17 protein-coding genes are annotated in these 14,289 nt (G+C 72.7%); 3 read left to right on the top strand and 14 right to left on the bottom strand.

Annotation, left to right across the window (positions count from 1 at the left end):
* Window positions 1–22 precede the first annotated feature (22 nt).
* Both ELX43_RS12255 and ELX43_RS12260 read left to right on the top strand, forming a co-directional pair.
* Window positions 23–805 carry an alpha/beta fold hydrolase gene (locus tag ELX43_RS12255; RefSeq protein WP_127783672.1) on the top strand — a complete coding sequence of 261 codons (783 nt, stop codon included), beginning with the start codon at window positions 23–25 and terminating at the stop codon, window positions 803–805.
* A gap of 4 nt (window positions 806–809) precedes the next feature.
* Entirely contained in the window at window positions 810–1,103 is a 294-nt protein-coding gene (locus tag ELX43_RS12260; RefSeq protein WP_127783673.1) for an MGMT family protein, read from the top strand.
* Here ELX43_RS12260 and ELX43_RS12265 read toward each other — a convergent pair.
* Window positions 1,100–1,393, bottom strand: coding sequence for a DUF1427 family protein (locus tag ELX43_RS12265; RefSeq protein WP_127783674.1), 294 nt, complete (start codon window positions 1,391–1,393; stop codon window positions 1,100–1,102). The two genes, ELX43_RS12260 and ELX43_RS12265, sit on opposite strands and share 4 nt — an antisense overlap.
* A complete protein-coding gene (locus ELX43_RS12270; protein ID WP_127783675.1) occupies window positions 1,390–1,542 on the bottom strand; it encodes a DUF1427 family protein in 153 nt (50 codons plus the stop codon). The genes ELX43_RS12265 and ELX43_RS12270 overlap by 4 nt, the downstream gene beginning before the upstream one ends.
* A 151-nt stretch (window positions 1,543–1,693) precedes the next feature.
* On the opposite strand from ELX43_RS12270, the gene ELX43_RS12275 reads away from it, so the two are divergent.
* Window positions 1,694–2,974, top strand: coding sequence for an HNH endonuclease signature motif containing protein (locus ELX43_RS12275; protein WP_127783676.1), 1,281 nt, complete (start codon window positions 1,694–1,696; stop codon window positions 2,972–2,974).
* Here ELX43_RS12275 and ELX43_RS12280 read toward each other — a convergent pair.
* The 12 genes from ELX43_RS12280 to ELX43_RS12335 all read right to left on the bottom strand — a co-directional run bounded on the left by ELX43_RS12280 (window position 2,935) and on the right by ELX43_RS12335 (window position 14,284).
* Window positions 2,935–4,020, bottom strand: coding sequence for an MSMEG_0565 family glycosyltransferase (locus ELX43_RS12280; protein WP_127783677.1), 1,086 nt, complete (start codon window positions 4,018–4,020; stop codon window positions 2,935–2,937). The two genes, ELX43_RS12275 and ELX43_RS12280, sit on opposite strands and share 40 nt — an antisense overlap.
* Window positions 4,021–4,023: 3 nt before the next feature.
* Window positions 4,024–4,812, bottom strand: a complete 789-nt coding sequence (locus ELX43_RS12285; RefSeq protein WP_127784871.1) for a carbon-nitrogen hydrolase family protein — start codon at window positions 4,810–4,812, stop codon at window positions 4,024–4,026.
* Window positions 4,813–4,869: 57 nt separating this feature from the next.
* Window positions 4,870–6,141, bottom strand: a complete 1,272-nt coding sequence (locus ELX43_RS12290) for an MSMEG_0569 family flavin-dependent oxidoreductase (protein WP_127783678.1) — start codon at window positions 6,139–6,141, stop codon at window positions 4,870–4,872.
* Window positions 6,138–6,443 carry an MSMEG_0570 family nitrogen starvation response protein gene (locus ELX43_RS12295; protein ID WP_127783679.1) on the bottom strand — a complete coding sequence of 102 codons (306 nt, stop codon included), beginning with the start codon at window positions 6,441–6,443 and terminating at the stop codon, window positions 6,138–6,140. Before ELX43_RS12295 ends, ELX43_RS12290 begins: the two co-directional genes overlap by 4 nt.
* Entirely contained in the window at window positions 6,436–7,338 is a 903-nt protein-coding gene (locus ELX43_RS12300) for a carbon-nitrogen hydrolase family protein (RefSeq protein WP_127783680.1), read from the bottom strand. Before ELX43_RS12300 ends, ELX43_RS12295 begins: the two co-directional genes overlap by 8 nt.
* Window positions 7,335–8,738, bottom strand: a complete 1,404-nt coding sequence (locus ELX43_RS12305; protein WP_127783681.1) for an MSMEG_0567/sll0787 family protein — start codon at window positions 8,736–8,738, stop codon at window positions 7,335–7,337. The genes ELX43_RS12300 and ELX43_RS12305 overlap by 4 nt, the downstream gene beginning before the upstream one ends.
* A gap of 1 nt (window position 8,739) precedes the next feature.
* The gene (locus ELX43_RS12310; protein WP_127783682.1) at window positions 8,740–9,795 is read right to left on the bottom strand and encodes an MSMEG_0568 family radical SAM protein; all 1,056 of its coding nucleotides are present in this window, start codon (window positions 9,793–9,795) and stop codon (window positions 8,740–8,742) included.
* Window positions 9,796–9,809: 14 nt separating this feature from the next.
* Window positions 9,810–10,334, bottom strand: coding sequence for an MSMEG_0572/Sll0783 family nitrogen starvation response protein (locus ELX43_RS12315; RefSeq protein WP_127783683.1), 525 nt, complete (start codon window positions 10,332–10,334; stop codon window positions 9,810–9,812).
* A 188-nt stretch (window positions 10,335–10,522) separates the two neighbouring features.
* Window positions 10,523–10,993: a DUF4383 domain-containing protein gene (locus ELX43_RS12320; protein ID WP_127783684.1), complete on the bottom strand. Its 471-nt coding sequence runs from the start codon at window positions 10,991–10,993 to the stop codon at window positions 10,523–10,525.
* A 124-nt stretch (window positions 10,994–11,117) separates the two neighbouring features.
* Window positions 11,118–12,695: a fatty-acid--CoA ligase FadD1 gene (gene fadD1, locus ELX43_RS12325; RefSeq protein ID WP_127783685.1), complete on the bottom strand. Its 1,578-nt coding sequence runs from the start codon at window positions 12,693–12,695 to the stop codon at window positions 11,118–11,120.
* 95 nt (window positions 12,696–12,790) lie between these two features.
* Window positions 12,791–13,624 (bottom strand): alpha/beta hydrolase, encoded by an 834-nt coding sequence (locus tag ELX43_RS12330; protein WP_127783686.1) that lies wholly within the window; start codon window positions 13,622–13,624, stop codon window positions 12,791–12,793.
* A 60-nt stretch (window positions 13,625–13,684) separates the two neighbouring features.
* Window positions 13,685–14,284 (bottom strand): V-type ATP synthase subunit D, encoded by a 600-nt coding sequence (locus tag ELX43_RS12335; protein ID WP_164860652.1) that lies wholly within the window; start codon window positions 14,282–14,284, stop codon window positions 13,685–13,687.
* Between the last annotated feature and the right edge of the window lie 5 nt (window positions 14,285–14,289).

A 14,289-nucleotide genomic window follows, 5' to 3' on the forward strand; every position in this document is an offset into this window, starting at 1 on the left:
GGCGGGCTGCCAGACTCCGGGGATGTCCTCGCCGCTGCACCTGCACCACCACGGAAGCCCGTCCGGCCCCACCGTCCTTGCCCTGCACGGGGTCACCGGTCACGGCGGGCGCTGGTGGGGGGTGGCCGAGCACCTGCCCGAGGTGAACCTGGTCGCACCCGACCTGCGCGGGCACGGCCGCTCCCCCGCCCGGCCACCGTGGACCATGGACCAGCACGTGGCCGACCTGTGCGCCGTGCTGGCGGAGCTGGACCCCGACCCGGTGGTGCTGGTGGGGCACTCCTACGGCGGCGCCATCGCGGTGCACCTGGCCCGCGCGGTGCCGCACCGCATCCGCGCGCTGCTGTTGCTGGACCCGGCGATGGCCGTGCCCGCCGGCGTCGCGCTGGAGTGCGCCCAGGCCGCGTGCGCGCCGCCGGTGTTCGCCGACGCCGAGCAGGCCCGGGCGCAGCAGCGCAAGGACTGGGCGGCGGCCCCGCAGGCGGCGGTGGACGCAGAGGTGGACCAGCACCTGGTGGAGCGGGCCGAGGGCGGCCTGACCTGGCGGTTGTCCACCCCGGCGATGGTGGCGTCGTGGAGCGAGCTGGCCCGGCCGAGCGTCGCCCCGCCGGCCGGGCTGCCGACGGTGGTGCTGCGGGCCGGGCAGGTGCACCCGCCCTACCTCACCGACGCCACGCTCGAGGGCTGGCGCGAGGTGCTCGGCGACGCGCTGCGCCTGCAGGTGCTCGACGCAGGGCACATGGTGGAGCAGGAGCAGCCGGCGGTGGTGGCCGAGCTGGTGCGCGCGGCGCTGGTGGAGCAGTGAGCCGGTGAACGAGGAGCAGGTGGAACGGGTGCGGGAGCTGCTCCAGCAGGTGCCACCGGGTCGGGTGACCACCTATGGCGACCTGGCCGATGCTGCCGGGCTGAGCTCACCGCGGCTGGCCGGACGCATCCTGGCCGAGGACTCCGCCGACCTGGCGTGGCACCGGGTGGTCAACGCCGCAGGCCGGCCGGCGCCGCACAAGAGCGAGGAACAGCTGCAGCGGCTGCGCGCGGAGGGAGCCCCGATCCGCGACGGCCGGGTGGTGCTGAGCGCCGCGCGGTGGCGGTTCGGGGACTAGCTCTCGTCAGTCGGCACCTCGATTCGCCTGCCGCGACGCCACGGCCACGTGCGCCTCAGCGCCGTACCCATCCAGTACTCACCCAGCAGGATCCCGACCAGACCCACCAGTGCCACCCAGGGCGGGGCCGGGGACCTGATGTCCAGCGAGCGGTAGATGATCCCGGCCAGGATGCCGACCAGGGCGGAGCCGACGTAGCGCACCGCGGTGCCGCGCCAGAACTCGCCGGTGCGGACGAGGGAGAGGCGGGTGAGCACGGACTGCCCGGCCCGCGCGGCAACGCTGGTCATGCCACCTGGTCCCAGAAGCTGTAGCCGACGAGCATCCCGCCCAGCCCGACCAGCGCGACCATCGGTGGGGCCGGCGACTTCACCCGCAGCAGGGCGTAGAGCGCACCGATCAGCACGCCCGCGAGCAACGACTGGATGTAGGTGACCATCGGTTCCCACCTCGCCCCGGAGGTTCTCCCGGCGCCGCCGCAGCCGCGCCTGGCCGGCGCACTCGACCGTACGCCGCGGGCCGGGGCGGGTTTCTCGGCCACATCTGCGGAACCGCCGAACTTGTCGGTGGTTCGAACTAGTGTTCGGCTCATGGACATGGCCCGTGCGCTCGCAGACCCCGCTGGGATGGAGCTGTGGCGCATGGGGTCCGACGAGCTGGTGTCGTTCGCGGTGGCGCTGAGCGGGCGGGTGTCGGCGTTGCAGGGGTTGCAGCTGCGCACGGTGGCAGAGATCGACCGCCGAGGTGTGGCCATCGAGCAGGGGGCGTCGAGCTCGGCGCGGTGGTTGACCGACGCGGCCCGGGTGGCCCCTGCCGCAGCGTCGCGGATGGTGCGGCTCGGGCTGGCGTTGAGCCGGCTGCCGGACGTGGCTGCGGCCCTGGGCACCGGTGCCATCACGGTGGACCACGCGGAGGTGATCGTGCGGGTGTTGCAGCAGCTGCCCGACGACCTGCCCGACGACGGTGTCGATGCCTGCCGCACCTACCTATTGGAAGCGGCGTTGGCCGAGGACCCGCAGGCCCTGAATCGCCGCGGTCGCGAGCTGCTCGCCCGCATCTCCCCCGACGATGCTGAGCTCACCGAGGAACACGCCGTGGCCCGGCGGGAGCTGCGGATCAATGACTGCGGCGACGGGCTGCACAAGGTGACCGGCTGGCTGGACACCGAAGCCGCCGAGCTCGCCAAGGCCGTGTTGTCGCCGCTGGCCAAGCCACGGCCGGAAGACAACGGGGAGCGAGACGCCCGGAGTCCCGCGAAGCGACTGGGCGACGCCTTCGTGGACCTGCTCGGCCGGGCGGCTGACCACGCCTGCGTGCCCGGCGAGGGCTACGCCCGCCCGCACCTCACCCTGCACGTGCGCGCCAACGCCCTCGCCACCGGCCATGGCCCGGCCGCAGAGCTGACGTTCCTCGGACCGCTGTCCATCGCCTCCGCCCGACGGCTGGCGTGTGACGCCGAGATCACCCCCATGACCCTGGACGAGCACGGCGTACCGCTCGACGTCGGCCGCACCACCTACACCGTCTCCGGCGGCTTGAGGCGAGCACTGATCGCCCGGGATCGCGGCTGCGCCTTCCCCGGCTGCGGCCGACCCCCCGGCTGGTGCCACGCCCACCACATCATCCACTGGGCGGACAACGGCGACACCGCGCTAGACAACCTGGTTCTCCTCTGCGGCCACCACCACCGGGTCGTGCACCACCAAGGCTGGTCGGTAGCCACCGGTGACGACCGCCAACCCTGGTTCACCCCACCGGCCTGGATCGATCCTGCCCAACAACCGAGACCTGCCCACCGCCGACGGCCAGCGCCCCCAGCTCCCGAACTGGCTCACCTCGAGGTGGCCTCGTGCGGCTCGAGCGCGGCGTAGAAGTCCAGGTGCGCCCGCGCCGCGTCGTCCCAGCTGTGTCGCAGGGCCAGCTCGCGCCCGGCCGCGCGATCTCCGCCCGGCCAGGCCAGGGCAGCGGCCATCTCCGCGTGGGTCGAGGCAAAGGCCACGGTGGTGCCGAACACCTCCCGCAGCACGGGCAGATCACGCGCCACCACCGGCACGCCCGCGGCCAGGGCCTCCATCGCCGCCATCCCGAAACCCTCCTTCGTGGACAGGAACGCGAACACCGACGCCTGCGCCACCAGCGACGGCAGCTCCTCCTCGGCCACCGTGCCCAGCACCCGCGGCTGCACCCCCAGCTCGGCGCAGCGCTTGTCGAACGCCTCCCGGTACCAGCGGTAGTCGAACAACGTCTCCCCGCCGGCGAACACCAGGTTCAGCCCCGGCCGCTCCCGCGCGAGCAGCGCGTACGCCTCCACCAGGTCGATGCTGCCCTTGCGGGGCTCGATGCCGCCCACCGCCAGCACGTACTCGCCCAGCTCCTCCGCCCACCGCCGCCGGCCGGCAACATCCGCGGCTCCAGCGGAAAAGCGTTGCGCGTCAACACCATTCGGGATCACCGTGGGCGTCAGGTCCCACCCGTCCTGCACCTCGCGGGCCACCGCCGCCGAGACGCAGACCCGCGCGAAGGGCTCGACCACTGCCCGCTCGTGGCAGGCGGCCAGCTCGGGTGTGGCGAACTCGTCGAGGTGGTGGATGGTGCGCACGCACCGGCCCACGGCGTTGGCGCTGATGCAGTCCTGCGCGTGCACCACGTCGTAGTCCGCAGGCGTGAACGCCTCCCCCAGCACCGTGATGGAGCGCAGGATGCGATCGCCGACGTCCTCGCCGTCGATGGGGGCAAAGGGCACCACCCGCACGTGCACCGCCGGATCCACCGGGCGGAAGAAGGCGTCATCGCCGCCGCGGCCCAGCGTCCACACCCACACCTCCGCACCGGCACGGGCCAGCGCCTCGGCCAGCGCCAAGGTGTGCACCACACCGCCGCGCGGCTTGGTGGAGTAGGTGATCAGCGCGATGCGCACAGCTCAGCCTTCCTTCTCGTCCAGCAGGTTCCGGTAGGTGTCCACCCGCCGCTCGTCCAGGTGTCGCAGCACCCGCCGGGCCCGGTCCACCTCGGTGTCCACGTCCACCTCCGCCACCGCCATCCCGCCCTTCGTCCCGGTTCGGGCCAGCACGTCCCCACCCGGACCCACCACCTTGGCCTGGCCGAGGAACCGCAGACCGCCCTGCACGCCGGTCTGGTTGGACGACACCAGCACCACCTGGTTCTCCGCCGCCCGCGCCGAGTCGTACAGGTCGAACAGTCGCGACTGCCGGTCCTGCGGCAACCGCTCCGTGCGGTCGGTGACGTTGGCCGGCCACGCCGACAGCGCCGCGATGATCCGCGCGCCGTCCAGCGCCAGGGTGCGGGCCGCCTCGGGGAAGGTCTTGTCGTAGTCGATCAGCATCCCCATGCGCCCCACCGGGGTGTCGAACGCCGAGAAGCTGTCGCCCGCGCTGTAGGCCAGGAACTCCCCGGCCGGCTGGTGCACCTTGCGGTGGCTGCCCAGGACGCCGTCGCCGGTGACGCAGGCCGCCGCGTTGTAGCGGCGCCCTTCGTGCAGCTCGGTGTAGCCGATGCACACCGTCATGGCGCCGGCCATCGCACTGATGGCTGCCAGCTCAGGGCCGTCGGCACGCAGCGGAGGTGGCAGCTCGTCGGGATCCGGGCGCCGCAGGTCCGAGAGGTAGCCACCCAGGCAGGCGTCCGGCAGCACCAGCAGGTCGATGCCGCTGTCGACCGCCGCCGCCAGGATGGTCTCCAGCTTGACCATCGCCCGCCCCACGTCGCGGCCGAAGTGCCCCGCCAGCGCGGCCAGCCGCACGGTGGCCTAGGCCAGCGCCGCGTGCAACGGGCTGACCGGCGCGGCGCTGACCGGCGCGGCGGCGAGGATCTGCTCGGCCAGGTGCGCGGCGTCGCGGGCCACGCCGGCGAAGCGGCCGGAGCCCCAGGTGTGCTGCCAGGGCAGCCCCAGGAAGTACAGCCCGTCCACGGCCGTCACCCCGCGCTGGTGGCAGGGCCGCCCCTCGCCGTCGAAGACCCCGGCGTGCAGCCACCGGTAGTCGGTGCGGAAGCCGATGGACCAGACGACCGAGGTGACGCCGACCTCGTCCAGGCGCAGCTCGGTCACCTCGCGCTCCGGGGTCCACACCGGTTGGTAGCGCGGCTCCGTCGGTGCGTCGATTCCCGCGCGCTCGATGTGGGCGTCGATGGAGTCCTTGATGGACTCCATCACCTGGTCGGCGGCGTCCAGCGAGCGGCCCAGCGTGGGCGCCAGCTGCAGGGTGTCGTCGGTGACCTCCAGCAGCCGCCCGTACAGCTTCATCCCCCGCCGGGCGAAGTCGCGCAGGTCGATGTCGCGCCCGCCGTCGCGGCCGGTGACGTAGTGGTTGGTGTTCTCCCGCTTGGCCAGCCCGCCGGGGTGCTCGGCGATGGATACGTCGTAGGTGCCCATGTCGTGCAGCCACGCCACGCAGTCCCGGCCGCGGTAGAACCGCGCTACCCGCGGGGCGCTGCCGGTCACCAGGTGCACGGTGCGTCCGGAGAGCATCAGGTCCTCGGCGATCTGGGCACCGGACTGGCCGTTGCCCACCACCAGCACCTCTCCCGGCGGCAGCGCGTCCGCGGACTTGTACTGCGAGGAGTGCAGCTGCACGAGCGAGGCAGGCAGCCGCTCGGCCAACCGCGGGATCACCGGCAGGTGGTAGCCGCCGGTGGCCACCACCACCTGCCGGCAGTGGATCGGCCCCGCGGTGGTGTCCACGTCGAAGCCGCCGTCGGCCGCCTGGTGCACCGAGGTCACCGTCACGCCCTCGCGCAGCGGCACCGGGAAGCTCTCCGCGTAGCCGCGGACGAAGTCGTAGGTCTGCTCGCGGGTCATGAACCCGTCGGGGTCGTCGCCGGCGTAGGAGTAACCGGGCAAGGTGCACTGCCAGTTCGGCGTCACCAGGGTGAAGCTGTCCCAGCGGCTGTCCCGCCACTCGTGCGCCACGGTGTCGCGCTCGAGCACCACGTGGTCCACCCCCTGCTGCACCAGGTGCCAGCTGATGCTCAGCCCGGCCTGGCCGCCGCCGACCACCACCACCTCGCGCTGCTCGGTCATCGCACACCTCCGGGGACGCTCGCCGGGTTCATGGCCAGCACCCGCACCGGGGCACTGGGGTCGTGCTGGGCAGCTGCGGCCTCCAGCTCGGCCACCTGCTGCATCGCCGAGGTGCAGTACGTGCCGAACTTGGCGCGCACCCGCTCGCTGGCCTCGTTGAGCGCGGTCCGGCTGCGGGCCAGGAACTCCGCCACCGCGTAGGTCTCGCCCGCGGTGAGGTGGTCGTGCATCACCAGCGACGGGGAGTAGCAGGACTGGCAGGTGCCGTCGGGCCACTGCACGGTGAAGGTCATCTCAGGCATGGGCGAGCACCTCCTGCGCCACCCGGTTGGCCTCCACCACGTCGCCGTAGAGCTCGGGGCGGCGGTCGCGCAGGTTGTACATGCCGCCGCCGCGGATGGCCGCCAGCTCGGCCTGCACGTCGAGGCGCGCCGACGCCAGCCCGGGTGCGGTTCCGGTGTCGGCGAGCACCTCCCCGCCGGGGCCGACGATCTTGGCGCTGCACACGAAGCGCAGCGAGCCGAAGGTGCCCGCCTGGTTGGACGCCACCCACACCACCTGGTTCTCGGTGGCCCGAGCCCGGTCGTAGATGTCGAAGCGCTGCTTCCAGCGGTCGGCCTCCAGGGTCTCCGCCGGCGAGGTCCGCGCCGTGGGCCAGGCCGACAGCGAGGTGATGATCTCCGCCCCGTCCAGGGCCAGCGCGCGGGCGGCCTCGGGGAAGGCCTTGTCGTAGCAGATCTGCATGCCCATCCGGCCGACCGGAGTGTCGAAGGCGGCGAAGCCGGTGCCGGCGGCGTAGCAGAGGTTCTCCCCCAGCGGCTGGTGCACCTTGCGGTAGGAGCCGAGGATGCCGTCGCCGGTGAGGGTGACCGCGGCGTTGTAGCGGGTGTCGCCGTCGGCCTCGCAGAAGCCGAGCGTGACCACCAGGTCCCCGGCCAGCTCCCGCACCCGGCGCAGCTCCGGCCCGCCCAGCTCCAGCGCGGGCGGCAGGTTGGCCAGCCGGCGCTGCCGGGCTTCCTCGTCCTCGGTGCCCCCGCCCAGGCTGGGCAGGTACCCGCCGAGGCAGGCCTCGGGCAGCACCAGCAGCTGGCTGCCGGCGGCGCGGGCCTGCTCCATCAGCGCGGCGATGGTGGCGTAGCTCTGCTCCAGGTCGCGGCCGAACTCGGCGGCGGCGACGGAGATTCCGGTGGTGCTCATGCTGCTCCCAGTCCTGTGACGGTGCTGTGCACCGCGCGGGTGGTCATCCCGTCGGGCCAGCGCAGGCTGACCCCGGGTTCGGTCGTGAGCTCTCCGCACACCGCGGAGGTGGCCGGCCCCGCCGGTGGCACGGCACGACCAGGACGGTCGGCGGTCACCATGGCGAAGCCGGGAAAACAGGTCATCCAGTCGCCCATGGCTGCCCCGCGGGGACGGGGCAGCGCCGCGACGTCGAGCACCGCGCCCAGCCCGCTGGCCTCGGCCAGCATCCCGGTGGTGCCGGCGAGACCCGCCATGCTGACGTCCTTGGCCGCGGCCGGCCGAGCCCGGGCCACGAAGGAGCCCATCGTGGTGAGCTCCTCGCCGGTGCGTCCGGAGGTGGAGTCCCACTGCTGGCCCTGGTAGCCCGGGCGCCACTGCCCGCCCAGGTCGGCGGTCAGCCGCAGCACGTCGCCCAGGCGTCCCCCACCGGCGGGCACCGGGTGCGTGGTGCGCCCCAGCGCGGTGACCGACAGCGCCGCGGGCACCCCCAGCTGGGTGTGCCCGCCCAGCACCGGCACGCCCCAGGTCTGGGCGGCGCGGGCCAGGCCGCGGATCACCCGGGTGAGCACCGAGCGGTTGGGCGCGCCGACCGCGTCGAGCAGCCCCACCGGGGTGGCGCCCATGGCGGAGAGGTCGTTGAGGTTGACCAGCGCCGCGCACCAGCCCGCCCACTCCGGGTCGCGCTGCACCATCGCGGGCACGATGGCGTCGCAGGCAGCCACCAGGTCGCTGCCCGGCACCGGCACCCCGTCGTCACCGCGGAAGCCGCTGCCGCCCAGTCCCATCGGCACCTGCCCCAGCGGAGCCAGCGCGTCGGCCAGCACCGCCTTGGTGCCCTCCACCAGCCGCTGCACCCGGTCGATGGGCCACAGCATCTGCACGTGCGGACGTCCCTGCAGCACGGTGTCGCCCACCCGCGTCCAGCCCAGCCGGGCGAACATCGCCTCGTGCTGGGGCTGCACGGTGGCGTCGAAGCGCAGCACCCCGTGGGTCTCGGCGTGCGCACACGCCGCCCGCACCAGCGCCTTGCCGATGCTGCTGCCGTGGCGGGCACCGGCGGCCACCACCAGCCGGCTGCCCGCCCACCAGCCCAGGTCCACGGCGGTGCTCGGCGCCAGCCGCACCCCGCCCAGCACCCGGCCCGCACCGTCGGTGGCCACCAGCACCACCGCGCGCGGGTCGTCGTCCACGTCGTCGCGGTCGGTGCCGGTGAACAGGCCCTGCTCGGCCACGAAGGTCTCCCGCCGCAGCGCCCGGTAGGCGGCCAGCGCCTGTGGAGTCTCTGCCGGGGCGAGGAGGAAGGCCGGCAGCGGGCTGGGCTGCACCCCGGCCAGCAGCGCCACGTCCAGCACGGTCATCTCAGCCGCCCGCGTTCTGCAGCACGCTGCACGCCCCGCAGGCCGCGCAGCCGGCCTTCTGGTCGGCCCCGAGCATCCCGGCGGCCTGCAGCTCCTTGGCCACCCGCCGGGTGACGTCCTCCACCAGCTCGGCCGAGGGCGCCTGGGCCCCGTCCGCGACGGCGAGGGTGCCGGCCAGCGGGCGGAACGGCACCACGAACGGGTACACCCCGAGCGCGATGAGCTCGGCGGCCCCGGCCACCAGCTCGTCGGGGTCCTCGCCCAGCCCGATCAGCAGGTAGGTGCTGACCTGGTTGCGGCCGAACACCCGCACCGCCTCCGCCCACGCCCGCCGGTACTCCGCCAGCGCCACGGTGGACTTGCCCGGCATCCACCGGCGGCGCACCTCGTCGTCCAGGGACTCCACGTGGATGCCGATGGACACCGCCCCGGCCTCGTGCAGCTCGGTGATGGTGTGCAGGTCCCCCGGCGGCTCGCACTGCACCTGGATCGCCATGTCCGGCACCGCCGCCTTCACCGCTCGCACGCAGCGGGCCAGGTGACGCGCCCCGCGGTCAGTGGCCGCGGAGGTGCCGGTGGTCATGATCATCTGGCGCACCCCGTCCAGGCGGACCGCGGCCTCGGCCACCTCGGCCAGCTGCTCCGGCCGCTTCACCGCGATGGTGGAGCCGGCGTTGAGCGACTCCTCGATGGAGCAGAACCGGCAGCGCTGCGACGGGTCGTAGCGGATGCAGGTCTGCACCACCGTGGTGGCCAGCACGTTGGTGCCGTGCAGCCGGGCGATCTGCTCGTAGGAGACCCCCTCGGCGGTGGCCAGGTCGTAGAAGCGCGGCCGCTGCACGGGGGTGATGTCCACGCCCATGTCGGTGCCGTCGAGCAGCAGGCGGTTGCCGCTCACCTCGTAGGGGCTGTCGGAGCGGATCGGGATGGCGCCGCCCACGCCGCCGATGAGGACGTGCCCGTCGTCGCTGGGCCCGGCTCCGGAGCGCCGGCGCACCGGCGCGTCCAGCAGCCGGACCCCGCGGACGGCGAGGTCAGCTCGGGTGGAGAGGCTCACGGGGTGCCACCGCCTCAGACCATGTAGGTCGAGTTGATGATGGCGCCCTTGCGGGCGTAGTGGATGAGGGCGTCCTGCACGTCCAGCGGGTGCGCCGGAATGACGCCCTCGATGAGGTCCTCCTCGCGCAGGCCGTGCAGGGCGAGGCCGAAGCGGCAGGCGAACACCGTGCCGCCCTCCTTGATGAAGCTGCAGAGCGCGTCGTTGATGTTCTGCTCGCCCGGGAAGCCGCTGTCGCCGGCCGTGGGGAAGCCGCGGGTGGCGATGGCGTTCATCGCGCCCGGTCCGTAGAAGTAGATGGCCGACTCGAAGCCCTTGCGCAGCGCCCGGGTGGCCTGCAGCACCGCCACGAAGCTCACCGAGGACTCGTGGGCGATGCCGTGCACCAGGGTGAAGTAGCTCTCGCCGTTCTCAGCCTGGTAGTCGGGGAAGATCTTGGTGGAGCCGTAGATGTTGGTGCCCTTGGGCAGTGCCGGGTGCGGGATCTCCTCCAGCGAGCGCTGCATGTTCTCGGCGATGGTCTGGTCGATGTCCGACACGAGTGCCTCCTGGGTGCGCGGGAAGCCAGATCCGCTCTGGCCTGGAGGCAAGTACAGACCCCGACTATTGCCGGTTGGTCACCGTCGGAATGCTCACCCGTTACGCAGCGAAACGTCTGGGTTACGTGTTGCGCACACGCCACGGGCCCACACCGAGGTGCAGGCCCGTGGACGGATCAGTGGGGAGCTCAGGCGGTGGGGCTCGTCCGCACGTCGGCGCGCCGCTTGGCGTCGAGGTAGGGCAGCAGGAAGCCCAGGGCGATCATGCCGACCCCGAGGCCGAAGTGCAGCCAGTCATCTGCGGTGTTCACCGGGATGAAGTTGGCGCCGCTGTCCTTGTCGATGACGAGACCGTAGATCCACAGCACCAGGTAGATGATCCCGCCGACGATCAGGTAGAGCTTGGCGGTGTTGGCGGCGCGAGCCAGCGCCACCCCGGCGACGCCGAACAGCAGATGCACGATGTTGTGCAGGATCGAGACCTCGAAGATCCCCAGCAACTTGGCACCGGACTCGTGCCCGGCGAAGTCGAGCATGTCGTAGTCGGTGGTGACGCCGGGGATGAAGCCCAGGATCCCCACGAGCAGGAAGACCACGCCCACCACGAGGGCACCGTACTGAACCAGCGATCGAGCTTGCGACTGCGGTGCGGACATCATGAACACCCTTCTCTTGCGGTTGTCGACGCGTGCCGTGGTGCGCCTCGACTTGACGCAGCCACGACGCTAGACACCGCAGCCGCACCCAGCCATTCGAGCCACTGTGGACCTAGGTGGCGTGGACCTAGGTGGCCTGGACGTAGCGGTGACCACCGGCCTCGCGCACCCACAGCTGGCCGTCGCCGGCGGTGGGGCCCTGCTTGACCAGCTCGCGCTTGAGGATCTTGTTGGTGGCGGTGCTGGGCAGGTCTGGTGCGATGCGGACGTAGCGGGGCCACGCCTTGGTGGACAGGTCGCCCTGGGCGGAGAGGAACTCCTGCAGGCCGCCTGGGGTGAGCGTGTCCTCGTCGCCGAGCACCACCGCGGCCATCACCTGGTCACCGATGTGCTCGTCGGGCACCGCGTACACCGCCACCCGGTTGGCGGCGGGCAGCCGCTGCAGGATCCGCTCGATGGGTGCGGCGGCGAGGTTCTCCCCGTCCACCCGCATCCAGTCCGAGGTGCGTCCGGCCAGGTAGATCCAGCCGTCGGCGTCGCGGTAGGCGAGGTCGCCGGACCAGTACATGCCGTGGCGCATCCGCTCGGCGCTAGCCTGCTCGTCGCCGTAGTAGCCGGAGAAGAAGCCGGCACCGGCGGTGTTGACCAGCTCGCCGATCGCCTCCTCCGGGTTGGCCAGCGCGCCGGTGTCGTCGAAGCGGGCCGTGGCGCACTCGGCGACGGTGTCGGAGTGGTAGATCGCCACCCCCTCGAAGCCCTTGCCGATCGACCCGGTGGGGGTGCCCGGCTCGCGGGTGACGATCACCGCGCTCTCGGTGGAGCCGAAGCCGTCCCACACGGTGCAGTCGAAGCGGCGGCTGAAGTCCTCGATGTCGCGGTCGCTGGCCTCGTTGCCGAACGCCACCCGCAGTGGGTTGTCGGCGTCGTCGGGCTGCTCGGGGGTGGCCAGCACGTAGGCCAGCGGCTTGCCCACGTAGTTGAGGTAGGTGGCGTCGTAGTGGCGCAGGTCGGCCAGGAAGTGCGAGGCGGAGAACTTCGCCGGGGCCATCGCCGCACCGCTGGCCACCGCCACGCTCCAGCCGCCGAGCACGGCGTTGGAGTGGAACAGCGGCATGGACAGGTAGCAGGTGTCGGCCGGGCCGAGCCCGTACTTCTCCGCCAGCGTCTGCGCGGCGAACACGGCCATCACGTGCGGCACCTGCACGGCCTTGGGGTCGCCGCTGGTGCCGGAGGTGAAGATCATCATGAAGGTGTCCATGGCCTCGGCCTCGCGGTGCGGGACCAGCGCTCCGGCACCCGCGCGGCGCTGCGCCCACTCCGGGTCGGAGGTGTCGATCACCTGCACCCCGGGCAGCTCCAGCCCGGCCAGCAGCGGCCGGTGCTCGGCGTCGGTGAGCAGCACCTGGCAGTCCGCGCGCAGCACGTCGGCGGCCAGCCCGGCACCGCGGCGGGTGTTGTTGATGCCGCACAGCACGTAGCCACCGAGGCCCGCGGCGGCCATGGCGCGCAGCATGTCCGGGGTGTTGCCCAGGAGCGTGCCCACGTGCAGCGGACGGTCGGGCTGCGCGCCGGCGATGAGCACGGCGGCCTCGGCGGCGGCCTCGGCGAGGTGCTCGCGCCAGCTCCACTGCTGGTCGCCGAACTTCACCCCCGGGGTGTCGTCCTCGGTGCGTTGGCGCAACATCTGCTGAACGGTCTCGGTCACCGAAGACTCCCCCTGTGATACACGTCTCACTGTCCGCTGCAATGTAGCGGCCCACGGAGGCCCTGCCCAGGGGTTGATTCGGCGGCGAAATCCCGCTAACCAGCGAGAAAGCTCAGCAGCGCGGCGTTGACCTCCTCGGCGTAGGTCCAGCCCATGCCGTGCGGCGCGCCGTCGATCTCCACGTAGGTGGCCTCGGGGAGCTCGGTGCGCAGCCGCCGGGCGGTGTTGTCGATCGGCAGGATGTTGTCCTTGGTGCCGTGCACGATCAGCACCGGCACGTCGATCTGGGGGATGTCGGCGCGGAAGTCGGTGAGCCAGGTCGGCTGCGCCCAGATGGAGGCGTGCCCGGAGGCGTTGTAGGCCAGCTCGGTGTTGGCGTCCAGCGCCTCCTGGCTCAGCCGGGTGCCGAGGTTCTCGTCGGTGTTGAAGAAGCCCTGGAAGAACTGGGTGAAGAAGGCGTAGCGATCGGCCTTCACCCCCGCCAGCAGCGGGTCGAACACCGACTGCGGCACGCCGTCGGGGTTGTCTGGCGTCTGCAGCAGGAACGGGCCGAACCCCCCGAGCACCGCGGCCTTGGCCACCCGGCCCGACCCGTGGGTGCCCAGGTAGCGCATCACCTCGCCGCTGCCCATGGAGAAGCCGACCAGCACCACGTCGGTCAGGTCCAGCTCGTCCAGCACGGCCTTGAGGTCGGCGGCGAAGGTGTCGTAGTCAAAGCCGGTGGCGGGCTTGCTGGAGCGCCCGAAGCCACGCCGGTCGTAGGTGATGGTGCGGTAGCCGGCCGCCAGCAGGGCCTCCACCTGCTTCTCCCACGACGACCCGTCCAGCGGGTAGCCGTGGATGAGCACCACGGGCTGGCCGCTGCCGTGGTCCTCGTAGTACAGCTCGACGGGGGTGGAGTTCTCGGTGCCGACGGTGACGTAGCCCATGGGGTGCCCCTCTTCCTGGCCGGCGAGCAGTGGCGCTCTGCGGTGCTGACCACACTAGAATCAGCGCCGCGCTGCAGCCCAGCGCAGCCGGACGTTGTCGGCCTGCTCCTGCTCGGCCAGCACCAGCTCCAGCTCGTGCAGCGCCTCCGCCAGCCGCGGCACCCAGCCCTGCTCCAGCGCCCGCAGCCGCCGCCGGGTGGCCACCACCCGCCCGTCCAGCACCGCCAGCGCCGTCTCCAGCGCCGCCTGGCGCACTGCCGCCCGCAGCGCGTCCTGGTAGCGGCGGCGGGCCAGCACCAGTGCGCTGTTGGCCGGCAGCGGTGCGTCGGCGGGCGGACCATCCACCCGCAGCTGCGCGTCGTCGGGGTAGCGCACCCCCATCAGCTGGCGCCAGTGCACCGTCACCTGCGCGGTCACCGGTGCCGCGGCGGCGTCCACCGCCTGCTCCCCGCTGAGCAGCACCCCGTGCAGCAGCCACCGCTCGGCGTCGCGGTGCAGCTCCGCCCAGCCGGCCGCGGAGGAGTCGCGCTGGGCGGCGATGCGCTCGCGCTCGGTGAGCAGCACCCGCAGCTGCTGGTCCAGCAGCAGCGCACCCTGCCGGGCCGCGCCCAGCCGCCGCTGCAGGGCCAGGCGACCGGCCCGCCCCGGCGGCACCCGCACCGGCC

This window comes from Rhodococcus sp. X156 (genome assembly GCF_004006015.1).
In the GTDB taxonomy this organism is placed as follows: Bacteria; Actinomycetota; Actinomycetes; order Mycobacteriales; family Mycobacteriaceae; genus X156.